The sequence below is a fragment of the Paenarthrobacter histidinolovorans genome (assembly GCF_014647595.1).
Lineage (GTDB): Bacteria > Actinomycetota > Actinomycetes > Actinomycetales > Micrococcaceae > Arthrobacter > Arthrobacter histidinolovorans.
The window spans coordinates 98315-124671 of sequence record NZ_BMPM01000008.1 but is presented as its reverse complement, the minus strand read 5'-3'; the positions used below and the strand labels follow the sequence as shown (position 1 = coordinate 124671).

The following is a 26357-nucleotide window of genomic DNA, read 5'->3' as shown; positions in this document are numbered from 1 at the left end:
GCTGGCTAACTTCCCGGAGGGAATATGGGACTCAGCTCCCCCACAAAAGCCGAAGCATCGGCAACCGAGGCGCAGTCCGCAACTGCCGCCTCCACATCAGGGCTTCGCCGGTCCATGGAGGCCCGGCACCTGGTCATGATCGCCATGGGCGGTGTCATCGGTTCGGGCCTCTTCGTCAGTTCCGGCTACACCATCGCAACCGCAGGCCCCCTGGGCGCGGTGCTTGCCTTCCTTATCGGCGCCGTCGTGGTGTATCTGGTGATGGCCTGCCTCGGGGAACTCGCTGTTGCGTTTCCTGTCTCGGGCGCATTCCACATCTACGCAGCGCGGACCATCGGACCGGCCACGGGCTTTGCCACTGCCTGGCTCTATTGGCTCTGCTGGGCTGTGGCCCTCGGTTCGGAATTCACCGCGGCCGGGCTTCTTATGCAACGGTGGTTCCCGGGCGTGGACGTCTGGATCTGGTGCTTCGTGTTCGCAACAGTCCTCTTCACGTTGAACGCCATCTCATCGCGCGTCTTTGGAGAATCAGAGTTCTGGTTCGCGCTCATCAAGGTCGCCGCCGTCGTCGGCCTCATCATCCTGGGCGGCGCCGCCCTGACCGGTTTCCACCCCATGGCTACGGGCGACTACCCCACGTTTGGCGAGAACTTCAGCACCCCTGACGGGCTGTTCCCCAACGGCTTCACTGGAGTCTTCGTCACGTGCCTGGCAGTCTTCTACGCCTTCTCCGGTTCCGAACTGATCGGCGTTGCAGCGGGCGAGACCGCCAACCCCGGCGCCAACATCCCCAAGGCAATGCGAACCACAGTGATCCGCCTGATGATCTTCTTCGTGGGAGCCATCACGGTCATCGCGGCAACCATCCCCTATGAAAAAGTCAGCGTGGACGAAAGCCCGTTCGTCACCGTCTTCTCCATGCTCGGCATCCCGTACGCGGCCGACATCATGAACTTTGTGATCATCACCGCGTTGCTTTCAGCCGGAAACTGCGGGCTCTTCTCCTGTGCCCGCATGCTGTTCTCGCTGGCCGATGAAGGCCACGCACCCCAGGCCTTCAAGAAGCTCACCAAGCGCGGCATCCCCCTGGTTGCCCTCTGTGTGAGCATGCTTGGCGGCCTGGCCTCGCTCATCAGCAGCGTCGTGGCACCCGCTACCGTCTACCTGGTCCTGGTTTCCGTGGCCGGCTTTGCAACAGTGGGTGTGTGGATGTCCATCGTGGCTTCACACTTCATCTACCGGAGGACGTTCGTGCGGAATGGCGGTAACGTCAACAGCCTGCCGTACAAGGCCCCGCTCTTTCCGCTGGTGCCGATCCTCGCCTTCGCCTTGTGCGTTGTGTCGTTGATCGGCATCGCGTTCGATCCCAACCAGGTGACGGCCCTCTTGTTCGGCGTGCCTTTCGTGGGTGCCTGCTACGCGTTCTTCTACTTCAAGTACGGACGACGGCGGTCGCTCAAGAAGGCCTTGGACGCTTAGCTCTGCGGCTTCCTGACCCTGTTTGGATGCAGATCAGCCCTTGGCCAACCTATTGCGGTTGCCCAAGGGCTGATTTGCTCTGAAAGAAGGTCAGGACGCCTGGCACTCAGTACTGCGGACGGCCCCAGCCACTACTTTTTGGCTACTCTGACCGGGTGCTCACTCAGGATGGACAGCCTGTTGAAAGCGTTGATTCCAATCGCCGCCATGCAGAGGACACTGATCTGCTCGTCGCTGTAGTGCCTGCGCGCCTGTTCAAAGAGTTCCGGGCTTGGACGCGAGCTGCTCATGCGGGTGATCTGCTCGGCGATCTCCATGGCTAAAACCTCGCTGGGTTCGAAGAGTTGCACCTCCTTGTACACGGCCACCAATGACAGGCGTTGTTCGGTCTCGCCATACTTCAGCGCCCGGCGGTGGTGAAGGTCCAAGCAAAACGCGCACCCGTTGATCTGCGAACACAGGTAGTTGATGAGTTCCAGGGTCCGGCGCGGGATCCCGAGGCGGTCAGCTTCATCGACAAGTTGCTGCGAATAGTGACTGAGCGTCGCGTAGAGATCGGGTTGCTGCTTATCGAGATAACCGGCCAGCCGCGGTTTTGTTTCCTGTTCAGGCATGGTTGGAGCTTAACGCACCGCGCTCCGCGAGCGCTTGAAAGAGCACGCGTCCGCCCCACACAGGACGTGAGGGAGGGTCACTCCGGGGTGTCGGCGGCCAGGCGGATGCCATGCTCGGCCAGCCACACGGGGTTGAAGGCTTTGCTCAGGTAGTTGGTACCGGCGTCGGGAGCTATCGCTACCACCACCGAACCGTGAGGCGCAGCGCGGGCCACGCGCACGGCGGCCGCCACGGACAGGCCGGACGAAGGGCCCAGCGCCAGGCCTTCCTCGTCGAGGAGCCGATGGACGGTTGAGTAGACCTCGTCATTGGGAATCCGGAGGAAACGGTCCACGATGGAGCGGTCAAAGATCCTGGGCCACTCTTCCTGTGGCCAGGAATTGCCGACGCCGTCCACCAGGATCTCGCCGGGATGGCCGCCACTGTAGGCGGATCCATAGGGATCGGCGCCCACCACTTCAAGGTGCCCGCCCGGCCGCGAAGCCGCCACCTGCTCCTTCAAGTACCGCCCGTTACCGCTGATGGTCCCGCCCGTACCGATGCCGGCCACGAAGTGCGTCACCAGACCACCCGTCTGTTCCCAGATCTCCGGCCCGGTCGTCTCATAATGCGCCAAGGGATTGGCCGGATTATCGAACTGCATGGGCCGCCAGGCGCCCGGCGTCCCAGCAGTAATCCGGGCCGCAACAGCCCTCGCGTTCTCCGGAGATTCCGACGGCGCGTTCCAATCGGTCAGGATCACCCGCGCCCCATAGTTGTGCAGCGCAGCGAGCTTTTCCTGTGAAATGGTGTCGCCCGTGACCACCACTACAGGGTGGCCGGTGAGGTATCCGATCAGCGCAAGCCCGATGCCGGTGTTACCGGACGTGCTCTCCACAATGGTGGCACCCGGCCTCAACTCCCCCGAACGCTCGGCCGCCCGCACCATGCTCAGTGCCGTACGGTCCTTGATGGAGCCGCCGGGGTTCTCGGACTCCAGCTTGACGTGGATGACGCTCCCCAATCCGCGGCTGAACGCCTCCAGCTTGACCAGCGGGGTGTTCCCCACCTCTTCCAGGACCGAGGCGTCGAGACCGTCAAGACTCCCGGGCTGTGCGTGGATTCCATGTTTACGGGTGGCCGTGCTCATGGCGTCGCCTCCTCTGTTTCAGTGAAAAGCTGGTCCACGGCTTCGCGCAACACAGTCCGCGAGCGCTCCACCAGGTCCGGCGCCGAAGGCCGGTCGGCAAGCACATCAGCCAGCTTGCCCACCACCAGCCCGGTTCCGTTGCCGAGCGGCTGTGCAGCTTCCGCTTCCAGCAAGAGGTAGGAAGCCGTGAGGGACTCGATGGCCAGGAGCTTCTCCGCAGCATCAATCGACTTCTCCAGTTGCTGCAGTGCCAGCGGCGCGAGCGTGGAGTGGTCCTCGATGTCGGCCGAGAGCGTGGGCGCCCCCAGGGTTGCAGGAGCTGCCAGGAATTTGAGCTCGGCCAACAGCCCCGCCGCGGAATACCAGAGCAGCCCGGGCAGCTCCTCCTGGATCAAGGCAGACGCCGTTCCAGGCGCGGAGGTTGACGCTGCCAGGTGCCTGGCCCGGATGGCCCGTTGCGGCGGATACAGCTTGGCGATCCGCCGCTCGCTGGAAATTCCCACGTGCGCCAATCCCAGGCGCAAGCTCTCGAAGGATAACGCCAGCTGCATGGGCTGAAAGTTCCCACCGGACACCATCGCACCGGACTCAACATCGACCAACGGGTTGTCCCCCCGGCCGTTCAATTCCACCTCCAAGGCCGACCGCAGCCGCGACACCAAGGCCCGGAACGCCCCATGGGTCTGTGGAGCTGCCCGGAACGACAACGCGTCCTGCACGGACACTTCCGGCCGGACATCCTCCAGCCATCCGCCGCTCAGAAGCCGGCGAACAGCTGCCGCCGAGTCCCGTTGGCCGTCCACCGCCTTGGCCGCTTGGATCGCCGGCGAAAAGGGACTGAGGTTCCCGCCGCCGTCGTACCTTGCGATCGCCTCCAGCGACAGTGAAAGCGCGACGTCGGCCAGCCGGGCGAGGTGCCGCAGGCGGGCCAAAGCGAGGGTACCTGCGCCAACGGAGTATGCGTTGGCGCTCACCAGGGCCAGCGCCTCCCCTGGCGCGAGAACCAGGGCTTGCAGACCGGCGTCCGCGAGGGCTTTGGCGCCGGGCACCAGCATGCCCGCGGCGTCGAACGCTTCGCCCTCACCCAGTGCCACGGCAGCGACGGCGGCCAGCTGGGTCAGGTCCGAAGAACCTACCGAGCCTTCGCGCGGGATGGCCGGAAAGACGCCGCGGTTGAGCAGTTCGGCGTAGAACCCGGCGGTCCCGGCACGTACTCCGGAGCCGCCCCGGCTGAATCCGACAAGCCTGGCCAGAATCAGCGCCCGGGCTGGGGAACGGTCCAGATACGGGCCCACGCCGCTGTTGTGGTACCTCACTACCTGGACTTGGTAGGCCAGGAGTGACTTTTCCTCCACAACCGTGTCCCGGCCTGATCCGAGCAGGGTATTCAGTCCGTACACCCGCTGGCCGGAGGCAGCCGCCTGCTCCACGATCTCCCGCCCCCGGCGGATCAAATTCAACGCATCTTGGTTGAGTTCCACGTGAAACGACGGATCAGCTGCTGCTTGCGCCACGGCCGACGCGGAAACGGGGCCTGTCCCGATAGTGAAAGTGCCCACTAGAAATCCAGCAGATTTTGGCGGAATCCGCCGTTGCCGTAACTCTTCCTCAACAGGCCACGGTGCCGCAGCTCGGGCGTGAGCTTGTCCAGCACACCGTGCACGGTCACCGGATCAACAAAGCCGGAAAACAGGAAGCCATCGCCCCCGACCGCCGAGCCGGTCTCCTCCAGGTAATCCGCGATTTCACCGGCCGTGCCGATGATCGAATCCCCGGCACCACCGCTGCGGGCCTGCAGGATTTCACGCAGCGTGGACCCGGGAGGAGCCGCCTTGGCAAAGTGCTCCAGGGTGCCCTGGTTGCTGTTGGTGCTCAGCTCCGGAAGCGGGGCATCGAGATCAAACTGCTTGAAGTCGATCACGGATAGGTAGGAAATCGAATTCAGCTGGCTGTCGATGTCACGCTGCGTCAGTTCCCGGCGCTGTGCCCGCAACTCCTCGGCCTCGGCAGTAGATCCAACAACGGTGGGCTTCAGGACGAAAAGCACCTTCACGTCGTCGGGATTCCGCCCTGCTTTCGCCGCCTCAGCCCGGATCGAATCCCTGTAAGCCTTCATCCCGTCCACGCCGCGGGCGAGGGCAATCGCCACATCCGCGTGACCACCGGCGAACGCTTTGCCCCTGGGAGAGGCACCGGCTTGGACAAGCACGGGTTCCTCGGGCAGCGGAGCCGTGTTCAGTGGCCCACGGACCTTGAAGAACTCGCCCTGATGGTTGATCGGATGCACCTTGGTGTGGTCCGCGAATACCCCGGCTGAAACGTCCTCAAGCACGGCGTCAGGCTCCCAGCTCCGCCAGAGCCGCCTGACGACGTCGACGAATTCTTCAGCCTTTTCATAGCGGAGGTCATGCTCGATCTGCTGGTCCAGCCCGTAGTTCCGGGCGGCGAGGTCGCTGCCCGATGTGACCACGTTCCAACCGAGCTGCCCGTCTGAGAAGTGCTGCAACGTGGCAAGAAGCCGGGCCGCAGTGAAGGGCGGGTAGAAGGAAGCGCTGACCGTGGGAACGATCCCCAAGTGCTCCGTGGCGGAAAGCAGGTACGGAACCAACGCCAAAGGATCATGTTTCGGCGCAAAGGAAGCATGGGCCAGCGAAACCTCGGCCGAACCCCCGTACGTGTCCGGCACTGTCAGGGAATCCTCGATGATGAACAGGTCCAGCCCGGATTGCTCGAACGCGCGCACGGCCTCCTGGTACAGGGCGGGTTTCTTCCAGTCGTAGCCCAGGCTGTAGCCCGGAGTTCCCCAGCCCTGGACCCCGAATCCGTGCCCCACAAACCAACCAAAATGCAGCATGGGCTTGAGTGTAGAACTGCTCTGTCCGTTCACCGCGACCTGATTTCATACGAAGTTACGGGGGGTCGTACTGCGTCAATTATGCTCCCGGGACGTCTTAATTGGACCCGTACTCCAGCACCCTCCGATTACGCAACATGACGACGGCCGCCGTGCGGGCCGTCGTCGTGAATGCTACGTTTTTCTTGAGTAATGAGAACCAGCGCAAAGCCCTGACTTGCTGGTCGGCAACCCTCTCTCCGGCGGGGTGCCTCAGGTGACTACTCGGCGTATCGACAACTCGAACTGCAAGCGTGACTGAGGAGCACCAGCAATGCCTGAACCCACTGAAGAAAAACTCTCTTACCGCCTGATAACAGGCCCGGATACCCGCGACTTTTGTGAGCGGATCACCAACGCCCTGGCGGACGGGTACGTACTGCACGGCAGCCCCGCAGCCACTTTCAACGGAACCGAGGTGATCGTCGCACAGGCCGTAGTCCTGCCTGCCGCGATTGCCAGCGCCGATGCCGCAGTTGCCAACGCCGTTGATGAACTGGAAACCGACGACGAAGAAGCATTCGAGGGCCACGCATGAGCTACGCAGGTGACCTGACCCCGCAGGACGCGTGGGCCAAACTTGAACAGGGCGCCATCCTGGTGGACGTCCGCACCGAGGGCGAATGGGCCCACATCGGCATTCCCGACACGAAAGCCACCGAGAACGATCCCCTGTTCATCCAGTGGAACCTCGCAGGCGGCATCCCGAACTCCCGCTTCATCGAGGACCTGCAGCAGCAAGCGCCAGAGGACGACGGCGTGGAGCTCGTCTTCATCTGCCGCTCCGGCCAGCGCTCCATCTCCGCCGCCATCGCCGCCACCCAGGCAGGCTTCACCGCCTACAACGTCCTTGAAGGCTTTGAGGGCGAACCCGACCGCTACGGCGAACGGACTGTGAATGGTTGGAAGAACCGTGGCCTGCCAACGAATCTGGGGACCGAGTAAGTGACTTTCAATCCCGACGCCGCCGGCTGGAGCCCCGATACCCAAGCCGTCCGCGGTGGCCTTGACCGCACCAACTTCCAGGAAACGGCCGAACCCGTCTTCCTGAACTCCGGTTTCGTCTACGAATCCGCCGCCGCCGCAGAGCGTGCCTTCACCGGAGAGGACGAACGCTTCGTCTACTCCCGCTACGGCAACCCGTCCGTGGCCACCTTCCAGGAGCGGCTGCGCCTGCTCGAAGGAACCGAGGCGTGCTTTGCGACGGCGTCCGGCATGTCCGCTGTCTTCACCGCGTTGGGTGCCCTGCTGGCTGCCGGCGACCGGGTGGTTGCCGCCCGTTCCCTCTTCGGCTCCTGCTTCGTGATCCTCAACGAGATCCTTCCCCGCTGGGGTGTGGAAACCGTTTTCGTGGATGGCCCGGACCTGGAACAGTGGCGTGAGGCCCTCTCCGAACCCACCACTGCGGTGTTCTTCGAGTCTCCCTCCAACCCCATGCAGGAAATCGTGGACATCGAGGCTGTCAGCCAACTGGCGCATGCCGCGGGGGCGACTGTCGTCGTCGACAACGTCTTTGCCACTCCGCTGCTGCAACGCTGCGGTGAGCTGGGCGCCGACGTGATTGTGTACTCAGGCACCAAGCACATCGACGGCCAGGGACGCGTCCTCGGTGGCGCAATCCTGGGCACCAAGGAATTCATCGACGGACCCGTGAAGCAGCTCATGCGCCACACCGGACCATCGCTTTCGGCCTTCAACGCCTGGGTATTGACCAAGGGACTGGAGACCATCGGGCTGCGCGTCAACCACAGCTCGGCATCAGCCCTGAAGATCGCCGAATGGTTGGAGCAGCAGCCCGCCATCAGCTGGGTCAAGTACCCCCTGCTGAAATCGCACCCGCAGTACGAGCTCGCGGCGAAGCAGATGAAAGCCGGCGGCACGGTGCTCACTTTCGAGCTCTCGCCGTCAGCTGGCCGCTCCGCCAAGGAAGCCGCGTTCGCTCTGCTTGATGGGCTTCGTGTCATCGACATCTCCAACAACCTCGGTGACTCCAAGTCCCTGATCACCCACCCTGCCACCACCACCCACCGGGCCATGGGGCCGGAGGGGCGCGCGGCGATTGGGCTGTTCGATGGCGTGGTGCGCTTGTCGGTGGGGCTCGAGGACGTGGACGATCTCATCCTGGATCTGGAGAAGGCCCTCAAACAGGTCTAACCTTGCTGGCATGAGGCATCCATACCGCCGGGCGGGGGCTGTCATCGTTGCGGGTTCGGTGGTGTGGCTGGCCGGGATTTCCCCGGGGTCCCGGGTGTACCTCATGCAAGACCCCGCAGAGCGCCTGCGTCTGCTGCTTGCCAGCGAGCGCGGCTGGGTGATCGGCCATCACGCGGCCGCTGCAGGAACCGCCGCAGTACCGGTGGGCTTCATGGCGTTCTCAAAGACACAACCGGCCGGACCTTCCAAAGCATGGGCGTCCGCGGCAGCGACAGTGCTGCTTGCGGGCGCCCCATTCTTTATCTACAGCCTGTCGCGGCGGGCCTCGGACCTTGAGCGTTTCGCTGCTTTTCGGGGATCCAATGCACCGTTCCTCGCCTACTCATGGCTGCATGTGGTGGGCTTGGCAGCACTGGGAGGCAGCCTCCTGAAGTCCCCCGCCAAACGATGGGTGGGGTTGACGGCAGCAGGCATGGCCGCGGTTTCCGGGGCGGTCCTGGCTGCCACCAAGGACATACCGCCCCTGGTTTTCTACCTCACCGAAGGAGCTGTAGGAGCGTACCTGATGGCTTGGCCGGAACCCGGGGGCATCGGGGATAGCGGGAACATCGGAGACATGGAGGGCTAAGGCCGCCGCGCCCTGGTCAGCAGCGGGTTGCCTCCCGAACATCGGGTGGGGCTTGCGGATTGGCCTGCGGCAAACAGATTCTGCTGGATCATCGCCCTTGGTAGCGGAGGGGACCCACGGATCAGCGGGTCAAGCAAGCTGGCCGGGGCCGATGATCCAGCAGAATTGTCCACATACGCGAAGTTTCCAGGCCGGGGAGGGACCTGTCCGTGACTGACTGAAGGCATGAACGCATTCGAATTCCTGTCGTCAGTAGGTGGAGTAGCCAAGGTGGGTCTTCTCAGGGCCCACGGGCACACCCCGGGTGACCTAAGGAAGCTCGAGGGGGCCTATCAACCGCGGCACGGCATATGGGCTCTGCCATCCGCAGATACAGAGTTTGTCTCCGCCCTCGTAAACAACGGACTTCTGACATGCGCAAGCGCTGCTGTCCGCTATGGCCTCTGGCTTAAAGACAAACCGGGAAGACTTCATCTGGCAACCAAGCACAACAGAGGCCGGGGGTTTATCCGGCACGGTGGTCTTAGGCTGGGCCCGGAGTCCTGCATTCCAGTTGCATCGCTGGAAGACACCGTCATTCATGCTCTCACGTGCCTGCCGGACGTTGACGCCATTGCCGTGGCTCAGTCCGCCATGAAAAACCGTGGAGTTCCCCGTGAAGTCCTGGAGGGCGAGCTGCGGGCCAACCACTTCGGGAATGCGAGGAAACTCCTGCGTAAGGCCGACGGTTTGTCTGAATCCGTCCCGGAGATCAGTGCCCGCCTGCTCTTCGAATCAGCTGGTCTATCATTCAGACGCCAAGTCCATATCTCCGGAGTGGGCCGGGTGGACACCCTGATTGATGGCTGGCTGATTGTGGAGGTCAATGGCTATCAGTTCCACAGTTCAAGGGAGGCGTGGCGGAAGGACATGGGCAGGCTGAACGCTGCCCATGCATTGGGTTACCGCGTCCTGAGCTTCGCCCCCGAGCAAATCTGGAACTCGCCGGACTTGGTCCTAGGCCAGATCCGGGCGTGCCTTGGGCTCGGAAGGGCGCAGGGTAGGCGGTGACAGCGTATTTGCTGGATCATCGCTCGAAGCAGCAGCCGGAAGGCCCGTGATTCCGGGCTTTCCCGTTGCTGCGAAAGCCGATGATCCAGCAGAAATACGTCAGCATCAGTCCTGGAAGTACTCCACCTTTGCGCCGATGGTGTTCAGCCGCTCGGCCAGGTCCTCGTAACCGCGCTCGATCACGTAGATGTTGCGCAACTCGGACGTACCCCTGGCCGCAAGCATCGCCAGGAGAAGGCAGGCAGCCGGACGCAGGGCCGGAGGGCAACCGACTTCCGCGGCACGCCACTTGGTGGGTCCGTTGACGTAGATCCGGTGGGGATCCAGGAGCTGCACCTGGGCGCCGAGCTTGTTCAGTTCGGTCAGGTAGATGGCCCGGTTTTCGTAGACCCAGTCATGGATCATGGTCTGTCCTTCAGCATTGCCGGCGATGACGGCGAAGAAGGGCAGGTTGTCGATGTTCAGGCCCGGGAACGGCATGGGGTGGATCTTGTCCTGCGGGGCGTGCAGCTCCGAGGGCTTGGTGGTTACGTCCACCAGGCGGGTGCGGCCGTTGCGGGCCATGTATTCACCGGAGATTTCGAGCTTCTGGCCCATTTGTTCCAGGGTGGCCAGCTCGATCTCCATGAATTCGATAGGGACCCGGCGGATGGTGACTTCCGAATTGGTCACGATTCCGGCGGTGATCAGGCTCATGGCCTCGATGGGGTCTTCTGACGGGAAGTATTCAATGTCCACGTCGATGGCCGGCCGGCCGGTGATCTTCAATGTGGTGGTTCCCACGCCCTGGATGTCCACTCCCAAGCCCTGCAAGTAGAAGCAGAGGTCCTGGACCATGTAGTTCGGGCTGGCGTTGCGGATAACCGTGGTGCCCTCGCGGTGCGCCGCTGCCATGATGGCGTTCTCCGTGACGGTGTCGCCGCGCTCAGTCAGCACGAACGAGCGGTGGTGTCCGTCGGCGGGAGGCGCGGTGACCGAGTAGAACCCGGACTTTGCCTCAACGTCCAGGCCGAACTGGCGCAGCGCCTGCATGTGGGGCTCTACGGTGCGTGTTCCGAGGTCGCAACCACCGGCGTAGGGAAGCAAGTATTCGCTGGTCTCGTCCAGGAGTGGCCCCAGCAGCATGATGACGCTGCGGGTCCGTCGGGCAGCGTCCACATCCATTGATTCCAGGTCAAGGACCTCGGGCCTGCGGATGCGCAGATCGCTTCCGTTGAGCCAGGTGCATTCCACACCGATGGATGTCAGGACTTCAACAATCCGGTTCACTTCCTCAATGCGTGCCAGGCGGCGCAGCGTGGTGGTGCCCCGGTTGATCAGGCTTGCGCACAGCAAGGCCACGCCGGCGTTCTTGCTGCTGTTGACATCAACCTCACCGGACAGCGTCCGGCCGCCTTCCACCCGCAGGTGGGTCATCTGGGGTTTGCCGACCTTGACGATCGAACGGCCGAAGATCGCTTCGAGGCGTTCGATCATTCGGAGGCTCAGGTTCTGCTTACCCTGTTCCATCCGGGCGATAGCGCTCTGGCTGGTTCCCAGCTCAGAAGCCAATTGCCCCTGCGTCCAGCCCTTTTCGCCGCGGGCGTTGCGGAGCAGGAGGCCTACGTGTTCTGGCGTAGCTTGAGTCATAACCAAGAAATATCACAAATGAGTTAGAAGTGGCCAGCTAAACACCGATTGCGCGGCAAACGTCACACCCTACCCGCTGTGCGATATAAAGCCCGACGGCGGCACTCGCCTCATCGGCGCCTGCTCACAGCCGCGGCGGGCCCGGTTCCCTAGGCTCGCCAATACCCCAAAGCGTCAATCCGATGCTTGTCCACCCCGAGTTCCTTCTTAAGGTGCTTCACGATGGCCCGGGTGCTGGACGCCTCGCAGGCGACCCAGAAGAAGTCGTCCGCCACCGAGACGGTGTGCGCAGTCAACGCGCCGCAGACTTCCTCAACCAGCGCGGCGCCGTCGCGTTTGCGCGGAATCCAGGTGACGACGTCGTCACTGGACGTCCGGATTTCAAGTGAGGGGTCGGCGTCGTGCTGGTATTCGAGCCAAGCGGTGACGGGCGCGCCGCCCGGTCCGCGTGCATCCAGCAGCGAGTTGATGGCTGGAAGGGAGGCCGGGTCCCCCACCACCCAGATGCGGCGCGGAGTGGGCTGCGGGAACGCGAAGGAGCTGCCTTGGACCGTGGCGTCGATGGTGTCGCCGGCTTCGACTGTGCGGGCCCAATCAGCCGCCACCCCGCTGTGCATGGCGAAGTCCATGCTGAAGGTGCCGGCCTCCGGGTCCGGGTTGACCAGGGTGTAGGCGCGCTGGTGGGCCTTGCCGGAATCGTTGAACCAGAGCCGGATCCACATGGTCGGGTGCAGGTCACAGACCTTGAGGAGTCCGCCGTCGCGCACGTGGATGCGGAGGAAGTCCGGGGTGATTTCTTCGCGGGCGGTGACTTCCAGGGTGAAGTCCTTGGCGCCCATGACCTTGAGGACCACACCTTCCCAATTGCGCTTCAAGCAACACTCCTTCACGAACGGCCACGATTTGTGCCCGGGGCCAAAGCCATTTATCTTGAACTTAAGTAAGCCTAACCTAAGCTCGAAAGCGGCCAGACATCATGACGCCTGCCCCGACGCACCACCCCGCCCCGGCAGGCGGCACCGGAACCTACCGCGACAACTGGGGAATCCCGCACCTCTGGGCGGAGTCGGCGGACGAACTCGCATTCCTTCAAGGCCGGAACGCCGCAATGGACCGTTCCTGGCAGATCGAACTGGAGCGCTGGCGTTCAGAAGGTCGGGTGGCCGAAATGCTGGGGCCCGATGCCGTTGCCTGGGACCGTTTTGCCCGGCAGGCCCGGCTCAACGACACCGCGCGCCGCTGCTTCGACAAACTCCCCCGCCACACCCAGCGCTGGTGCGGCCAGTACGTGGCCGGCATCAACCAGGCACTCACCGACGGCCTGCGCGGCGGCCCGGAGTTCGCTGAAACCGGCTGCGCCCCCGAACCCTGGCTCCCCTGGACGCCGCTGGGGGTCTTCCTGGTGCACCACATCCTCTTCTCCACCTTCCCCAACAAGATGTTCCGGGCCCACGTCGCGCGGACACTCGGGGAAGAAGCTGTGGACCTGTTCAGCATCGAGGCTCCCGTCTGGTCCGGCAGCAACGCCTGGGCCGCCCACGGCTCAACGACCGCGAGCGGCCTGCCATTGATCGCCGGGGACCCCCACCGGCTCATGGAACTGCCTGGCGTGTACCAGCAGCTGCGGCTGGCCTGCCCGGAATTCGACGTCGTGGGCTTCGCGTTCCCAGGAGTTCCCGGCCTGCCGCACTTCGCGCATGCGGGCCACGCCGCCTGGGCCGTCACGAACGCGATGGCCGACTACCAGGACCTCTTTGTGGAGGAACTCCGCCGGATCACCGACAGCAACGGCGAACGCATCGAGGCGCACGGAGCGCAAGGATGGGAACCCGTCGTCGTCAGTACCGAGACCATCAGCGTCCGGGGCGGTGAAGCGGAGACCGTTGAGATCGTTGAGACCGCCCGCGGTCCGGTCATCTCTGACACGCCCGACGGCGGTGCGCTGAGCCTGCGTTTCCCGTCGCGGGTTGAGGGGCGACTGGGTTTTGAGGCCCTCCTGCCGCTGCTGCGGAGCCGGAGCGTCGCTGACGTCGAAGCTGCTTTCGATGCCTGGGTGGAGCCCGTCAACAGCGTGGTGGCCGCGGATTCATCGGGAGCGGTGAGGCATTTCGTTGCCGGACTGGTTCCGCAACGCAACCCGGCAAACCGGCGGCTGCCGGCGCCGGCCTTTTCTCCCCGCCACGCGTGGGAGGGAGACTACGCCGTGTTGCCCCGCACAGAGATTGAGCGGTTCGCGGTGAGCGCGAACGACCGTGCGGCAGGTGGCGGAGACGCCGTAGCCATGGAGTTCGCACCTCCTTACCGGGCTATCCGTATCCGTCAATTGCTGGAATCCACGCCCCCCGGGGCGCTGTCCGGGGATGACATGCAAGCCATCCACACTGATACGTTGCTGGGTCCGTGGCCCTCCTTCCGGAAGGTCCTGGGCACCGTGGATCCTTCCGACTTGTCCCACGAAGCGAAGCAACTGAGGACGCAGCTGATGGCGTGGGATGGCCGGATGGATGCAGCCAGCCATCCGGCGGCCCTTTTTGCTGCCTGGCGTGGGGCCCTGGTCCAGCGCCTCGGACGGCATGCCGCCCTTGCTCCGCTGAATGCGCCGAGCGGCTACTCCCCTTTGTTTGGCCCGTGGTTGTCCGTGGTCTCGCGCATCGGTTTCGCGCTGGAGACGCTGCTGGCCCGCGGTTCCGAACTTGGCATCGCCGTTTCAGTGGAGGCAGTAGCGGCGTTGGAAGACACGGCATTGGAAGAGGCCTTGCTGGACGGCGCATCCTGGGGTGACCGGCACACTCTGCTGGCAGTCCAGCTGCTCCCCGAATCCCTTGCCGACGCAGTACCAACGGCTGCCCTGAGCGGAGACACCGGCTGTGTACTGAGCACCGAAAGCCTCCCGGGAGTGGAGGACCGAAGCTTCCGCGGCCCCGTGGCCCGCTACGTCTGGGATCTGGGCCGCCGGGAGAACAGCCGGTGGATTGTGCCTTTCGGTGCCACCGGATCGCCCGGCCACAACCACTTTGCGGACCAGCTTTCGCTCTGGAGCGACGGCCGCATGGTCCCCGTCGTCACCGACTGGGCCTCCCTGGCCAAAGACCCGCTCTGACACCCCACCCGTACCCCGCGCCTACCGAAGGAACACATGACCACCGCCACCCATGACTTCTCCCTCCGCACCACCGTCTACTCCGAGAACCTCGGGAACTGGGGTGACTTGCGCATCGTTCCGTTGATCCCCAGCGAGGACATCGGGCTCATCTTCGAATGGGTCAAGCAACCCCGCGCCAAGTTCTGGGGCATGACGGAGAAGTCCCAGGAGGAAGTGTTGGAAATCTACGGCTTCCTTGACTCCCTGGAAACGCACCACGCCTTCCTGGCCCTCCTCGACGGCGAGCCCATGGCCCTGTTCCAGACGTACGAACCACTTCACGATCCCGTGGGCGAGGCCTACCCCGCCCGCGAGGCCGACATTGGGATGCATTTGTTGCTGGCACCGGCAACTCGCCCCATCCCGCACTTCACGCCCAGACTCGGCACCTCCCTGATCCGGTACATGTTCTCGCTACCGGGCAAGGACCGGATCATCGTGGAGCCGGACTCACGCAACGCGAAAGCCCTGCGCCGGCTGGAAGCAACCTGCTTTGAGCTGGGCCCCATCATTCAGCTCGAGGAGAAGGAGGCCCAGCTCGGCTTCCTCACCCGATCGGATTTCGACGAGATCCAGGAACTACCGGCCCGCTAACGCCAGACAAAGCTCCACGTTCCGGCGCCCAATGCCGTGAGGACGGCGCCGCCCGCTATGGCCACGCCACCAACAACCACCCACACGTCCAGCAGCGAGTACGTGGACTCCCGCGCCCACGTTCGTTGTCCCCCGCCAAAACCGCGGGCCTCCATGGTCACGGCCAACCGCGAAGCCCGCCGGACAGCCTGCACCAGCAGTCCGAAACTCTGGCCGAGCGTGGCCTTGAGTCGCTGGATCGGGCTCCCCTGCGAGCCGACACCGCGGGCACGACGCGCCATTCCGATGGTCTGCCACTCCTCCGCCATCAGGCCCACCAACCGCATGGCAGCAAGTGAGCCGAGGACAAAGCGGTGCGGCAGCTTTGCCTTCTGCGCCAAGGCGTCGGCCAGGTCTGTCGGGTCGGTGCAGGACATCAACAGGATCGCAGGGAGGGCGATCGCCAAGCCGCGCAGCATGAAACCGAGCCCCAGCTGAAGGGAACCTTCGCTGATGGACCAGAGTCCGACGTCGAGCAGTACCGCGCCGCTGTCAGCGGCCACGATGGCGGTGCTCCAGCCGCCGATCGCCGCGGCAATGATCAGCGGCCAGGCGCGCTGCCAGAGCAAGCGGATGGTGAGGCCGGCCAAGGGGAAGAGCACCAGTTCCGCGACGAGTGCCGTGGACGCGGAAACCCAGTCGATGGAGAGGGCCAACACCAGGGAAATGAGGAAGACAGCCACAAACTTCGCCAAAGGGTTTGCCCGGGTCAGGAGTGCATGGTTGCCGCGCAGATTCATGGCGTCCCTCATGCCGCACCCGCTTCCTGATGAGTGGTTTCGCCCTGTGACACCGGCCCCAGCCGTAGTTCCGTCCCGCCCAGGACGGCGCTGAACTCCTGGTCATGGGTGACGGAAACCACGGCCGTCCCGGCGTCCAGCAACTCGGACAAGAACGACGCCAGCTCAGCCCAGGTGTTGGCGTCCTGGCCGAATGTGGGCTCATCAAGGACAAGTACTTTCGGGTGTGCCGCCAGCACCGTAGCCACCGAAAGCCTGCGTTTCTCACCGCCGGAGAGTGTGTACGGGTTCGCATCCACCAGATGGGAGAGCCTCAGCCGCTCCACCAATTCATCCACGCGTTCCTCGCCGTGGCCAAGGTGTTTCGGACCGAACATGAGCTCATCCAGGACCTTGCCCGTGACGAACTGGTGCTCCGGCTCCTGGAACACCGTGCCGATCCGCGAGATGAGCTGATCAGCCTTCCACTTGTACGGGTCGATGCCGGCGCCCTCGGAAAGCCCGACGCCGGCACTCACCGCGCCGTCCACCGGCGCCAGAAGCCCGGCCAACGTAAGCGCGAAAGTGGACTTCCCGGCACCGTTCGGCCCGGTAACGGTCAAAGCCATACCGGCCCGGACCTGGGCCGTGATGTCTTTCTGCGCCGGAACCGGCGGGATGGTCCGGAAGCCTTTCCGCCTTGGCTTTTCACGGGACACGGCCAGGTCCTGAGCCGCGAGAAGCAGCTCGTTTGTTCCGGCCTCCCGGACGCGCTCCCGTGTGGCGGGAACGTAGCCGGGAACCCACACGCCCGCAGCCACCAGCATGTCGCGTGCTTCTGTGAGCACCTGGTCCGGCGGTCCATCCAGGAGGACTCCCGGGGTGCCCGCGCCGGGTCCGGTGGCGATCGAACCCGGCTGCAGGACCACAATCCGGTCCACCAGATCCTTCCAGACGGACACCCGGTGCTCCACCACAACCAACGTGGCGCCGGTCTTGTCCAGGCAGCGGCCCACGGCGTCACGGACCTCAAGGACCCCTGCGGGATCGAGGTTGGCTGTGGGTTCGTCCAGCAGGATCAGTCCAGGCCGCATCGCCAAAATGCCGGCCAGCGCAAGGCGCTGCTTCTGTCCCCCGGAGAGTGCCGCCGTCGGGTGCTCCAATGCCAAACCGCCACCTGCTGCGGTACGCAACCCGACGTCGTCGAGCGCTTCATGCACACGGGACCAGATCTCGTCCCGTGGCACGGCCAGGTTCTCGGCGCCAAAGGCGACGTCGTCACCCACGCGCGAGAGGACCACCTGCGTTTCGGGATCCTGCTGCATCAGTCCGGCGCGGCCACGCTGCCCGCGGGGAGAGACGCCGTCGACCAGCAGCGAGCCGGTCTCGTCCGAGTCGTCTTCCTCGTCTCCCAGCACCCCCGCGAGGGCATGAAGCAGCGTGGACTTGCCGGCCCCCGAAGGTCCCAGCAGCAGGACGCGCTCCCCCGGTTCAATGCGGAGGTCCAGGCCCTGAATGGCAGGCTGGGCCCGGCCGGCATGCCGCCATCCCCACCCCTCGGCGGTGATGGCGGCAGGCCGAACAGTGCCGCTGTGTGTGGCAGGCATCAGTTGAAGACTGGCTCCGAAGCGGCCTTCCGCGACGCGAATGAACCCAGGACACCCGTCGTGGCCAGGCCGCGGGTAGCGATCCAGGACAGGCCGCCGGCGATCACTGCACCGGAGATGGTGGTGAAGGTGATGTACGTCAGCTTGTCGATGGCCTCGTAGGCGATGTTCCAGCCCCATGGCAGGAAGGAGTCGTTCAGTCCGCAGAAGAGACCCGCGCCCGCGCCCGCCAGGAGGGACGTGGGCAGGTTGAACTTCTTATAGCGGAACGCGGCGAAGATGAGCTCGGCGCCCAGGCCCTGCAGGATGCCGGAGATAAGCACCGTGGTGCCGTACTGCGAACCCATGATGAGTTCGCCCGTGGCAGCGACGGCTTCGCAGAACAGTGCTGCGCCTGGCTTGCGGATAATGAGCATTCCCAGGACTGCGGGGATCATCCAGCCACCGGCGATCAGGCCGGTCAGGGGCGGGTACGCCGCGTTCATGGGGATGGATACCAGTGCCGCGCCCTGGGACCAGGCCCAGAAGATCACGCCGCCGGCGATGGCGATGAGGGCCGCCACCACGATGTCAACAACACGCCAGCTGTAACTGGTCTTCTTCACGTTTACCGTGGTCATTTTCTGCCTCCTGAGGTTACAGGAGGGGAAAGTGCTCCCCGGAGTCTGCTCGGCTTGCGCCGTCCGCCTCCGGACACTCTGAGAAGCTCGACTCCCTTGCGCCGGTACTAACCGGATCAGGTTCGAGGGTCTGCGGCTGTCCGCACTCTCAGCGCCCTCGCGTCTCCTGCATTGCTGCAGGGTCCGACGGCGGCGCTCCCCTGTCGTTATCAAATCTGCCCTGATGGGCTGGTTCAGTTTACACCTCCGCGTGCGCCGGCTCCGGGCCTCGGTCACAATCCCGTTGTAAGGCCCACTCTGCGCCCCAACCCCACGCCACAGCACGCACACCAGGCCCCGCAACAAATGGGAATACGTTGCGAGGCCCACTCTGCGCCCCATCCCCACGCTTAAGCACGCACACCAGGCCCCGCAACAAATGGGAATACGATGCGAGGCCCACTCTGCGCCCCATCCCCACGCCGCAGCACGCACACCAGGCCCCACAACGCACCTGCGAGAATGGCGTGATGACCGATCTCCCAGGCTCCCACGCTCCAGTGGCCGAGCCACGCCTTGCTGCCAGCGTGATTCTGCTCCGCGACGCCCCCTCCGGGCTTGAGGCGTTTGTCCAGCACCGGGTCAGCACCATGGACTTTGCTGCGGGCATGGTGGTCTTCCCGGGCGGCCGGGTAGATACCGCGGATCAATCCGGTTGGGAGTACCCCCGGGAACTGCTGCGCAGCCATGCGGAGTCCTGGGCACACAGTTCGATTTCGGCGGACGCGGCCTTGGCTGAGCAGAACGCCGGGATGGTTCTCACGGCAGCAATCCGCGAAGTCGAGGAAGAAGCCGGGCTTAACATCGAGGCCGGAGACCTGCGGCCTTGGGCCAATTGGATCACTCCCATAGACATGCCCAAACGCTTCGATACCTACTTCTACGTGGCCAAGCCCGGGCCGGAAGCCCGGCCCCGCCACCAAACCACGGAGGCTTGGCAGTCGCTGTGGATGCCGGTGGCCGGAATCCTGGAAGCAGAAGCCGCAGGGCAGTTGAAGCTGATGCCCCCAACGTATTTTCTGCTGAAGGAAATCGCTGCCTTCGCTTCCGTGGAGGCCGTGTGGTCCGCGGAGCACCCGGTTGCCCCGGTGTTGGCCCCGGTTGGGTCCTTGGCGGCGTTTCTCAAGGAGCGGGAAAACCGCGGGTAGCCGGGCCGTGCAGCTAGGCTGGTGCCATGAACCTCTTTTTCAAGCTGCTGGGTGCCGGGGTAAGCCTCGGTGCAGGCTTTGTCGGTACAAAACTCGTCAACAAAGGCTGGGAAAAGGCCACGGGCAACAAGCCGCCCACAGGCAACGATGACATGGAGGCGAGCCTCCGCTCGGCTCTGACCTTCGCGCTGATCTCCGCGTTTGTGAGCACGCTGATCCAGGTCCTTGCCAGCCGCGGCACCCAACGGGCAATCGCCCGCTTCGCCAAGTCCCAGGACATAGCCTAAGCATCTCCCGGACAAGCAACGCGGGGTCACTTATGGCCCATCCCCAAGGGGGTAATGGGCCATAAGTGACCCCGCGTTGCTTTAAGGTTCGGAGGGCTCCTGGCCTGCCGCGGCCCTTTGGACCACGGCTTCAAGTTCATCCTTGGTGAGCTTCTCGCGGTGCCCGTGTTTGGTCCGGTACGCGGAGCGCCCCACCATATGGGCGGATACCGGTGCGGTGAGGAGCTGGAAAATCCACGCCACCAGCAGGACGGGCCACACCCACCAGGTGCGCATCTGCAGGCCGATTGCTGCGAGCATCAGGAACAGGCCCAACACTTGCGGCTTGGTAGCTGCGTGCATGCGGCTCATGAGGTCCGGGAACCGCAGCAGGCCGATCGCGGCGCCCAAGGACATCAGGGCACCCACAATCAGGAACACTGCTGTAACGGAGTCAATGACCAGGTCCACTCCGGTGGCGTCAGGACTCATTGTTCTGTTCCCTCCGTTCGGCCACGAACCGGGCAACGGTCACTGAGCCGATGAAGCCGATCACCGCGAGGGCCACCAGCAACATCAGGTTGTTGAGGTGTTGGTTCACTGCCATGTCGATGGCGAGAGCCGCACCCAGAATGGCCAGCAGGACGTCGGAAGCCAGGACGCGGTCCAGCAACGATGGGCCAATCGCGATGCGCACAATCGCACCTGCTGCTGCGAGGCTGAGGATCACTGCCGTGGCCACCAGAACAAATTCCTTCACAGCGTTGCCCCTTCCATTCCGGGCCGTATTTCTGACTTCAGGGCCTCGACTTCTTCCCGCGTTCCCATAATGCGGATCAGCCCTGCCTCGATGTTCTGCGTTTCCCGGCGGATCTTGTCGATGTCGGCTTCTTCATAGATGTTCAGCCCGTGGAGGTAGAGGGTGGAAGTGGAGCGGTCCACCTCAACTACCAGCGAGCCGGGAATCAGCGATATGACGTGACCAGTAGCCGTCACCATGAGGTCGGAGTGGCTTCGCAACGGAACAGCGACGACGGCGCTGCGCACCTTCGGCCCCTTGACCACCGCCAGGTACAGCACCAGGAAGCTCGCTGCCACCACTTTCGCGACGAACATCAGTGCGAAGGGAACAGCGCGCAGAATGTTGAACCTGCCGCTGAGCTCCACCGGCGGGAGGTAGAAGAACTTGGCCACCAGCACGGCGATCAAGGCGCCGAAAAGCAGGTTGCCGAGGCTGAAGTCCCGCCACAGCGCACCCCATACGATGACCAGCCAGATGAGCAGCGGCAGTTCCGTGCGGAACGAGATTGGCTTCCGGCTCATTTTGCACCGCCATTCTGCGCCAGCGGGGGCACCTCGACCGAATCACCCAGTACCGAGTGGATGTAGGCCGAGCGGTCCAGCATGATCTCCGCGGAACCGTCCGCGACTTGGAAGAGCGGTCCGGCGAACACGGTCAGCGCCACCCCGAACACCACCAGCGCCGCAGTGGAACCCACCATGGTCCGCGGCAGCACACCGACGTTGCCGGGGGTCATCAGCACGGGGTCCGGATATTCGGCGTCTTCGGGCTTGCGCCAGAACGCCCTGTTCCATACCCGGGCGATTGCCAGCAGTGTCAGCAGGCTGGTGACCACGCCGCCCACCACCAACACGATCGCCAATGGAGTGCCGAGTTCCACGCCGGCCTGCAGGAGACCCAGCTTTCCCAGGAAGCCTGAGAACGGGGGGATGCCCGCCAGGTTCATGGCCGGTACGAAGAACAGCAGCGCCAGCAGCGGGGAAAGCTTGGCCAGGCCACCCAAACGGTCAATGGAGGAGCTGCCGCCACGTCGCTCTATGAGACCCGTGACGAGGAACAAGCTGGTCTGCACGGTGATGTGGTGGGCAACGTAGAACACTGCCGCGCCCAGGCCCGCTACCGAACTCATGGCGAGTCCGAACACCATGTAACCGATGTGGCTGACCAGTGTGAAGGACAGGAGACGTTTGATGTCGCTCTGGGCCAGGGCGCCCAGAATACCGACAACCATGGTGAGCAGCGCCACCACCATCAGTGGAACGTTGAGGGTGTCCCCAGGGAACAACAAGGTCTCTGTCCGCACCATGGCGTAGACACCGACCTTGGTCAGCAAGCCGGCGAACACCGCAGTAACGGGAGCCGGCGCCGTGGGATAGGAGTCAGGGAGCCAGAAGGACAGGGGGAAGACGGCCGCCTTGATGCCGAAAGCGACCAGGAGCATCACGTGCAACAGGTTCTGCGTGCCTTGGTCCAACTCCGCCAGCTTGATGGCAAGGTCCGCCATGGTGATGGTGCCCGTAGCCCCGTAAATCATGGCAATGGCGATGAGGAACAGGACAGACGACACTACGGAGACCACCACGTACGTAACGCCGGCACGGATGCGCGGGCCTGTCCCGCCCAGCGTCATGAGCACGTAGCTTGCCGTCAACAGGATCTCGAAGCCGACGTAGAGGTTGAAAAGGTCCCCGGTGAGGAAGGCGTTGGACACTCCCGCCACCAGGATGAGGTAGGTGGGGTGGAAGATCGAGACGGGAGCTTCATGGTCGCCGTCAGCCATGCCCTGGCCGGTGGCGTAGATCAGGACGGCGAGGCTCACCACCGTGGAGACCACCAGCATGAGCGAGGAGAATTGGTCCACCACCAGGACCACGCCCCACGGAGGCAACCAGCCGCCCAGGGTGACGGAGGTCGTGCCGCCGGACCAGACGGAGAAGAGCAGGAGGCATTCCAACAGCAAAGTGGTGCTGAGGATGCCGATGCTGACTACCCGCTGGGCGCTTTGGTGCCGGATCAGGAGGAACGCCAGCGCGGCGCCCAGGATCGGGAGAAGGACAGCCAGCGGCGACAGGTTTGCGAGATTCACGCGCTGCCTCCTTCCTGCGTCGATGACGTGTTGGGGGTTTCCGTGGCTTCGGGGTGGCTCCGGTCCGCGGTACTGGACGGGGTGACCGCGAATTCCGAGGTTTCCAAGGGCACGATCGCGTCGTCCTCGGCGTCGAAACTCGGGGTCTTTGCCACGCGGACGTCTTCGAGGTCGTCCTGGATTTCGTCCTGGCGGGCAAGAACCCAGGTGCGGTAAATAATGCCGAGCATGAACGCCGTGACCGCGAAGGATATGACAATGGAGGTCAGGATCAGTGCCTGTGGAAGCGGGTCACTGTAGGAGTCCGGGTTGGTTTCCTTGGTGAAGAAGGGTGCCAGCCCGGCATATCCTCCGGTGCTCAGGATCAGGATGTTGGTGGCATTGGCCAGCAGCATCAACCCGAGCAGCACACGGGTGAGGCTGCGTTCCAGGATCAGGTAGATTCCGCAGGCGTACAGGACGCCCATGATAATCAGCAGGGTCAGGTTGATGCTCATGCCGTACCTTTCCCGGAGGCGACGGATTGGGCAGCTTCCCGGGCCAGTCCGGCTTCTTGCGCCATCCCGGCTTGTTCAGCTGCCTCTTCCTCGGTGAGGGGCGCTCCCTTGCCTTCAAAGTGTTCGTCGATTTCCGCGCCAAGGCTGCGGAGGACGTCCAGGGCCAAGCCCACCACCACGATGTAGACGCCGATGTCGAAAATGGTGGACGTGACGAATTTGACGTCTCCGAAGACGGGCAGCCAGAACTCGATAATCGCGCTCTGGAAGACCTGCCCACCCAGGAACAACGGGACAAAACCGGACGCTGCCGCCGTCGCAAGTCCCGTTCCCAAAAGTGTTCCGGCGCTGACTGTCGCGGCCTCGCTCAACTCAAACCGGCCACCGGCCAGATAGCGGATGGTCAGGGCGAGCCCGGCGGTCAGGCCGCCCGCGAACCCGCCGCCCGGCAGGTTGTGCCCGGCCAGGAGGAGATAGATGGAGAACACAATCATCGAGTGGAAGATGAGCCTGGTGACGACTTCGAAAATGATCGAACGCCGCTCAGGTGCCAAGGTCCGGCCTGCCACGAGCCAGGCGTCGCGGGTAACGTCCGTGAACTTCTTGGCTACGGCGAGCGTGGCGCCTGCCCGGGAATCACGTTCGACGCCGGTTCGGCGCCCCACGCTGCCTTCAGGCACGGCCTCGGAGGTCTTGATGCGGTCACCGCGGCTCCGGACAAAGATCAAGCTGGCCACACCCGTCGCCGCGATCGCCAGCACTGAGATCTCGCCGAATGTGTCCCACGCACGGATGTCCACGAGGGTCACGTTGACCACGTTCAATCCACCGCCGCCTTCGTAGGCGAGGCGCGGGAAGTCAAGGGAAACCGGGGTGGCAACACGGGCGCCCATTGCGTAGATCGCCACGAAAATCATGGTGACGCCAAAGGCCGCACCGATAATCACGCGGATCACCCTGAGCCGGCCACCTGTCCTGTCCCTCAACTCCGCGGGAAGACTGCGCATCGCGAGCACGAAGGCCACCAGCACAATGGTCTCCACCAGCATCTGCGTCAACGCCAGGTCCGGGGCACCCTGAAGCGCGAACATCAGGGCAATGCCGTAACCGGTGACGGACACCATGAGAACAGCGAGGAATCGCTTGTTGGCCCGAACCGCGGCCAGTGCCCCCACCACGATTCCGGCTCCGGCCACCAGCTGCAGGGGCGAGTTGGGGTCGATGAAATAGATGCCGTCAGGCAGCGGCTTGTTGGCCATGATCATGGCAGTCAACGGAACCGCGAAGGCGACGGTCAGGATCACTGCCAGGTAGAAGTACAGCGAACCACGTTGTGTGCGGCCGGTGACCCAGACGGCTACATCGTCCAAGGCACCAATGGTGTTTTGGTACGCGCGATCGCCATCAACCCAGTCGGGCACCAGGGCCTGGGCGCGGGCAACGAGGTTTCGTCCGTAGAACATTGCCGCGCCCAGCGCGAATGTCAGCGCCGTCAGGCCCAGGGCAGGCGTCAATCCATGCCACAAAGCCAGGTGTCCGGCGTCGACTGCGTCCGGGCCGCCAGCGAACAAGGCAGCGTAAGGCTGGATCCATGTGTCCACCGGCGCAGGCCACAGCCCATACACGATGGTGAGCAGGCTCAGGATGGCAGGTGCGGCCAGGAAGGCGGGCTTGATCGGTTTGAACGGGGTCGGTTCAACACCGGGCTTCACCGCGAACGCTCCCCACATGAACCGGGCACTGTAGGCGAAGGTAAGGACGGAACCGATGACAAGGCCCACCAGGATCCAGATCCCCCAGGCAGGGGCGTCGTGGCCGGTTCCGTAGTGAACGAATGCTTCGAAGACCGACTCTTTCGCGACGAATCCTGCCAGCGGCGGAACACCGGCCATAGAGGCGGCCGCAATCGCCGCGACCACACCCAGGGCACGGGATGAGCGGAAAACGCCGGAGAGCTTGCGGATATCGCGCGTTCCGGATTGGTGGTCGATGATGCCCACCACCAGGAACAGCGCTGCCTTGAACAGGCCGTGGGCCAGCAGCAGCCCCAAACCGGCCAGGGCGGCGTCGGGCCGGCCCAGCCCCACCACCATCGTGAGGAAGCCGAGCTGGCTGACGGTGCCGTAGGCAAGGATGAGTTTGATGTCGGTTTGCCGCAGCGCCCGGTAGCCACCAACAAGCATGGTGGCCAAACCGAGCCCCAGCACCATCGGGAGCCAGAATTCCGAAGCAGCAAAGCCCGGAGCAAGCCTCGCAACGATGTAGATGCCCGCCTTTACCATGGCCGCCGCGTGCAGGTAGGCACTGACCGGCGTCGGAGCCGCCATGGCGCCAGGGAGCCAGAAGTGGAACGGGACGAGAGCGGATTTGGTGATGGCACCCACCAGGATCAGTACGACGGCGGTGGTCACCGCCCCTTGCATGGGGCCGCTGATGAGCGTCCCGGCTTGGTCCAAAATGGCGGAAATGCGGTAGGTCCCTGCTGCCTGGCCCACGATGATCAAGCCCACGAGCATCGCCAGGCCACCGGCGGTGGTGACCATCAGCGCTTGCAGTGCCGATCGGCGGGCCGCCAAACGGGTGCGGGCGTAACCGATGAGCAGGTAGGACAGGATGGTGGTGAGTTCCCAGAAGATGAACAGCATCATCAGGTCATCGGATGTGACCAGGCCAAACATGGCGCCGGCAAAGGCCAGCAGCTGGGCGCCGAAACCACCGAGCCCGGGGTCCTTGTTCTTGAAGTAGCGGGCGCAATAGACCAATACCAGTGAGCCGACACCCAGAATCAACAGGGACATGACCCAGGCCAAGGGATCCATGCGGAAGGCCAGTTCAAGGTGCAGGCTGGGAATCCACGGCAGGATTTCTTCTATGCCGCCATAGGAATATACGGGGCCGTACTGGAAGACCAGCCAAATGAAAGCCGCAGCGGGGACGGCGGCCAGAACGTAGAACGCATTCCGTCCCAGTGAGCGAAAGATCAAGGGCGCCACAGTTGCCGCTGCAAAGGTGATGGCGAGAACTGTGATCACTGTTATCTCCGCAAAGTCAGGAACGAATTGTCAAAAGTTGGAGCAGGCGGTCATACGTTGGGTTCGGTTTACCCAGTTTATCAAGGGGCCCGGACAGTTTTTGGCCACTTTCCCGCTCCGCCCGCTGTTCGCCCAGGGTTGTTCACATCGCGGTCTGTCGTCCGCACGCAGAGTTCCCCGCACCTATAG

General features: G+C 63.9%; 25 protein-coding genes and 2 riboswitches. Of the genes, 10 read left to right on the top strand and 15 right to left on the bottom strand.

Annotation, left to right across the window (positions count from 1 at the left end; translation table 11 throughout):
• Positions 1–24 precede the first annotated feature (24 nt).
• Positions 25–1479, top strand: coding sequence for an amino acid permease (locus IEY62_RS17385; protein WP_189020159.1), 1455 nt, complete (start codon positions 25–27; stop codon positions 1477–1479).
• 131 nt (positions 1480–1610) lie between these two features.
• Here the strand turns inward: IEY62_RS17385 and IEY62_RS17380 are convergent, their stop codons facing one another.
• The 4 genes from IEY62_RS17380 to IEY62_RS17365 all read right to left on the bottom strand — a co-directional run bounded on the left by IEY62_RS17380 (position 1611) and on the right by IEY62_RS17365 (position 6110).
• Entirely contained in the window at positions 1611–2093 is a 483-nt protein-coding gene (locus IEY62_RS17380) for a carboxymuconolactone decarboxylase family protein (RefSeq protein WP_189020156.1), read from the bottom strand.
• A 77-nt stretch (positions 2094–2170) separates the two neighbouring features.
• Positions 2171–3223 (bottom strand): PLP-dependent cysteine synthase family protein, encoded by a 1053-nt coding sequence (locus tag IEY62_RS17375; protein WP_189020154.1) that lies wholly within the window; start codon positions 3221–3223, stop codon positions 2171–2173.
• On the bottom strand, positions 3220–4782 hold the full coding sequence (locus IEY62_RS17370) for an aromatic amino acid ammonia-lyase (protein WP_189020152.1): 1563 nt from the start codon (positions 4780–4782) through the stop codon (positions 3220–3222). The genes IEY62_RS17375 and IEY62_RS17370 overlap by 4 nt, the downstream gene beginning before the upstream one ends.
• A complete protein-coding gene (locus tag IEY62_RS17365) occupies positions 4782–6110 on the bottom strand; it encodes an NtaA/DmoA family FMN-dependent monooxygenase (RefSeq protein ID WP_189020150.1) in 1329 nt (442 codons plus the stop codon). Before IEY62_RS17365 ends, IEY62_RS17370 begins: the two co-directional genes overlap by 1 nt.
• Before the next feature lie 155 nt (positions 6111–6265).
• Positions 6266–6377: riboswitch (SAM riboswitch) on the top strand.
• Between the two features lie 13 nt (positions 6378–6390).
• Here IEY62_RS17365 and IEY62_RS17360 point away from each other — a divergent pair.
• The 5 genes from IEY62_RS17360 to IEY62_RS17340 all read left to right on the top strand — a co-directional run bounded on the left by IEY62_RS17360 (position 6391) and on the right by IEY62_RS17340 (position 9948).
• Complete coding sequence (locus IEY62_RS17360) at positions 6391–6654, top strand: DUF1737 domain-containing protein (RefSeq protein WP_189020147.1); 264 nt, start codon at positions 6391–6393, stop codon at positions 6652–6654.
• Positions 6651–7061, top strand: a complete 411-nt coding sequence (locus IEY62_RS17355; protein ID WP_189020145.1) for a rhodanese-like domain-containing protein — start codon at positions 6651–6653, stop codon at positions 7059–7061. The genes IEY62_RS17360 and IEY62_RS17355 overlap by 4 nt, the downstream gene beginning before the upstream one ends.
• Positions 7062–8270 (top strand): O-succinylhomoserine sulfhydrylase, encoded by a 1209-nt coding sequence (locus IEY62_RS17350; RefSeq protein WP_189020143.1) that lies wholly within the window; start codon positions 7062–7064, stop codon positions 8268–8270. It abuts the gene before it with no gap.
• A gap of 10 nt (positions 8271–8280) precedes the next feature.
• A complete protein-coding gene (locus IEY62_RS17345; RefSeq protein WP_189020141.1) occupies positions 8281–8898 on the top strand; it encodes a hypothetical protein in 618 nt (205 codons plus the stop codon).
• Between the two features lie 633 nt (positions 8899–9531).
• Positions 9532–9948 (top strand): endonuclease domain-containing protein, encoded by a 417-nt coding sequence (locus IEY62_RS17340; RefSeq protein WP_189020139.1) that lies wholly within the window; start codon positions 9532–9534, stop codon positions 9946–9948.
• A 105-nt stretch (positions 9949–10053) separates the two neighbouring features.
• On the opposite strand, the gene IEY62_RS17335 is transcribed toward IEY62_RS17340, so the two are convergent.
• Both IEY62_RS17335 and IEY62_RS17330 read right to left on the bottom strand, forming a co-directional pair.
• Positions 10054–11577, bottom strand: coding sequence for a UDP-N-acetylglucosamine 1-carboxyvinyltransferase (locus tag IEY62_RS17335; RefSeq protein WP_189020136.1), 1524 nt, complete (start codon positions 11575–11577; stop codon positions 10054–10056).
• Between the two features lie 149 nt (positions 11578–11726).
• Positions 11727–12452: a siderophore-interacting protein gene (locus IEY62_RS17330; RefSeq protein ID WP_189020134.1), complete on the bottom strand. Its 726-nt coding sequence runs from the start codon at positions 12450–12452 to the stop codon at positions 11727–11729.
• 101 nt (positions 12453–12553) lie between these two features.
• On the opposite strand from IEY62_RS17330, the gene IEY62_RS17325 reads away from it, so the two are divergent.
• The gene (locus IEY62_RS17325; RefSeq protein ID WP_189020132.1) at positions 12554–14677 is read left to right on the top strand and encodes a penicillin acylase family protein; all 2124 of its coding nucleotides are present in this window, start codon (positions 12554–12556) and stop codon (positions 14675–14677) included.
• 36 nt (positions 14678–14713) lie between these two features.
• Positions 14714–15313, top strand: coding sequence for a GNAT family N-acetyltransferase (locus tag IEY62_RS17320; protein ID WP_189020130.1), 600 nt, complete (start codon positions 14714–14716; stop codon positions 15311–15313).
• On the opposite strand, the gene IEY62_RS17315 is transcribed toward IEY62_RS17320, so the two are convergent.
• The 3 genes from IEY62_RS17315 to IEY62_RS17305 are packed head-to-tail and all read right to left on the bottom strand — an operon-like array spanning position 15310 to position 18298.
• The gene (locus IEY62_RS17315) at positions 15310–16104 is read right to left on the bottom strand and encodes an energy-coupling factor transporter transmembrane component T family protein (protein ID WP_189020128.1); all 795 of its coding nucleotides are present in this window, start codon (positions 16102–16104) and stop codon (positions 15310–15312) included. The genes IEY62_RS17320 and IEY62_RS17315 overlap by 4 nt on opposite strands.
• On the bottom strand, positions 16101–17678 hold the full coding sequence (locus tag IEY62_RS17310) for an ABC transporter ATP-binding protein (RefSeq protein ID WP_189020126.1): 1578 nt from the start codon (positions 17676–17678) through the stop codon (positions 16101–16103). Before IEY62_RS17310 ends, IEY62_RS17315 begins: the two co-directional genes overlap by 4 nt.
• The gene (locus tag IEY62_RS17305) at positions 17678–18298 is read right to left on the bottom strand and encodes an ECF transporter S component (RefSeq protein WP_189020124.1); all 621 of its coding nucleotides are present in this window, start codon (positions 18296–18298) and stop codon (positions 17678–17680) included. The genes IEY62_RS17310 and IEY62_RS17305 overlap by 1 nt, the downstream gene beginning before the upstream one ends.
• 75 nt (positions 18299–18373) lie before the next feature.
• Positions 18374–18510, bottom strand: a riboswitch (TPP riboswitch).
• Between the two features lie 297 nt (positions 18511–18807).
• Between IEY62_RS17305 and IEY62_RS17300 the strand changes: the two genes are divergently transcribed.
• Positions 18808–19485 carry an NUDIX hydrolase gene (locus IEY62_RS17300; protein WP_189020122.1) on the top strand — a complete coding sequence of 226 codons (678 nt, stop codon included), beginning with the start codon at positions 18808–18810 and terminating at the stop codon, positions 19483–19485.
• Positions 19486–19511: 26 nt separating this feature from the next.
• The gene (locus IEY62_RS17295) at positions 19512–19772 is read left to right on the top strand and encodes a DUF4235 domain-containing protein (protein WP_189020120.1); all 261 of its coding nucleotides are present in this window, start codon (positions 19512–19514) and stop codon (positions 19770–19772) included.
• Positions 19773–19853: 81 nt separating this feature from the next.
• On the opposite strand, the gene mnhG is transcribed toward IEY62_RS17295, so the two are convergent.
• Genes mnhG through IEY62_RS17265 form a run of 6 tightly spaced genes read right to left on the bottom strand, consistent with a single transcriptional unit; the run spans position 19854 to position 26168 of the window.
• Complete coding sequence (gene mnhG / locus IEY62_RS17290) at positions 19854–20243, bottom strand: monovalent cation/H(+) antiporter subunit G (protein ID WP_189020118.1); 390 nt, start codon at positions 20241–20243, stop codon at positions 19854–19856.
• Positions 20233–20511, bottom strand: coding sequence for a monovalent cation/H+ antiporter complex subunit F (locus IEY62_RS17285; RefSeq protein WP_189020116.1), 279 nt, complete (start codon positions 20509–20511; stop codon positions 20233–20235). Before IEY62_RS17285 ends, mnhG begins: the two co-directional genes overlap by 11 nt.
• Positions 20508–21074: a Na+/H+ antiporter subunit E gene (locus IEY62_RS17280; protein ID WP_189020114.1), complete on the bottom strand. Its 567-nt coding sequence runs from the start codon at positions 21072–21074 to the stop codon at positions 20508–20510. Before IEY62_RS17280 ends, IEY62_RS17285 begins: the two co-directional genes overlap by 4 nt.
• Positions 21071–22639, bottom strand: a complete 1569-nt coding sequence (locus IEY62_RS17275; RefSeq protein ID WP_189020112.1) for a Na+/H+ antiporter subunit D — start codon at positions 22637–22639, stop codon at positions 21071–21073. The genes IEY62_RS17280 and IEY62_RS17275 overlap by 4 nt, the downstream gene beginning before the upstream one ends.
• The gene (locus IEY62_RS17270) at positions 22636–23136 is read right to left on the bottom strand and encodes a Na(+)/H(+) antiporter subunit C (protein ID WP_189020110.1); all 501 of its coding nucleotides are present in this window, start codon (positions 23134–23136) and stop codon (positions 22636–22638) included. The genes IEY62_RS17275 and IEY62_RS17270 overlap by 4 nt, the downstream gene beginning before the upstream one ends.
• Positions 23133–26168, bottom strand: a complete 3036-nt coding sequence (locus IEY62_RS17265; RefSeq protein WP_189020107.1) for a Na+/H+ antiporter subunit A — start codon at positions 26166–26168, stop codon at positions 23133–23135. Before IEY62_RS17265 ends, IEY62_RS17270 begins: the two co-directional genes overlap by 4 nt.
• Between the last annotated feature and the right edge of the window lie 189 nt (positions 26169–26357).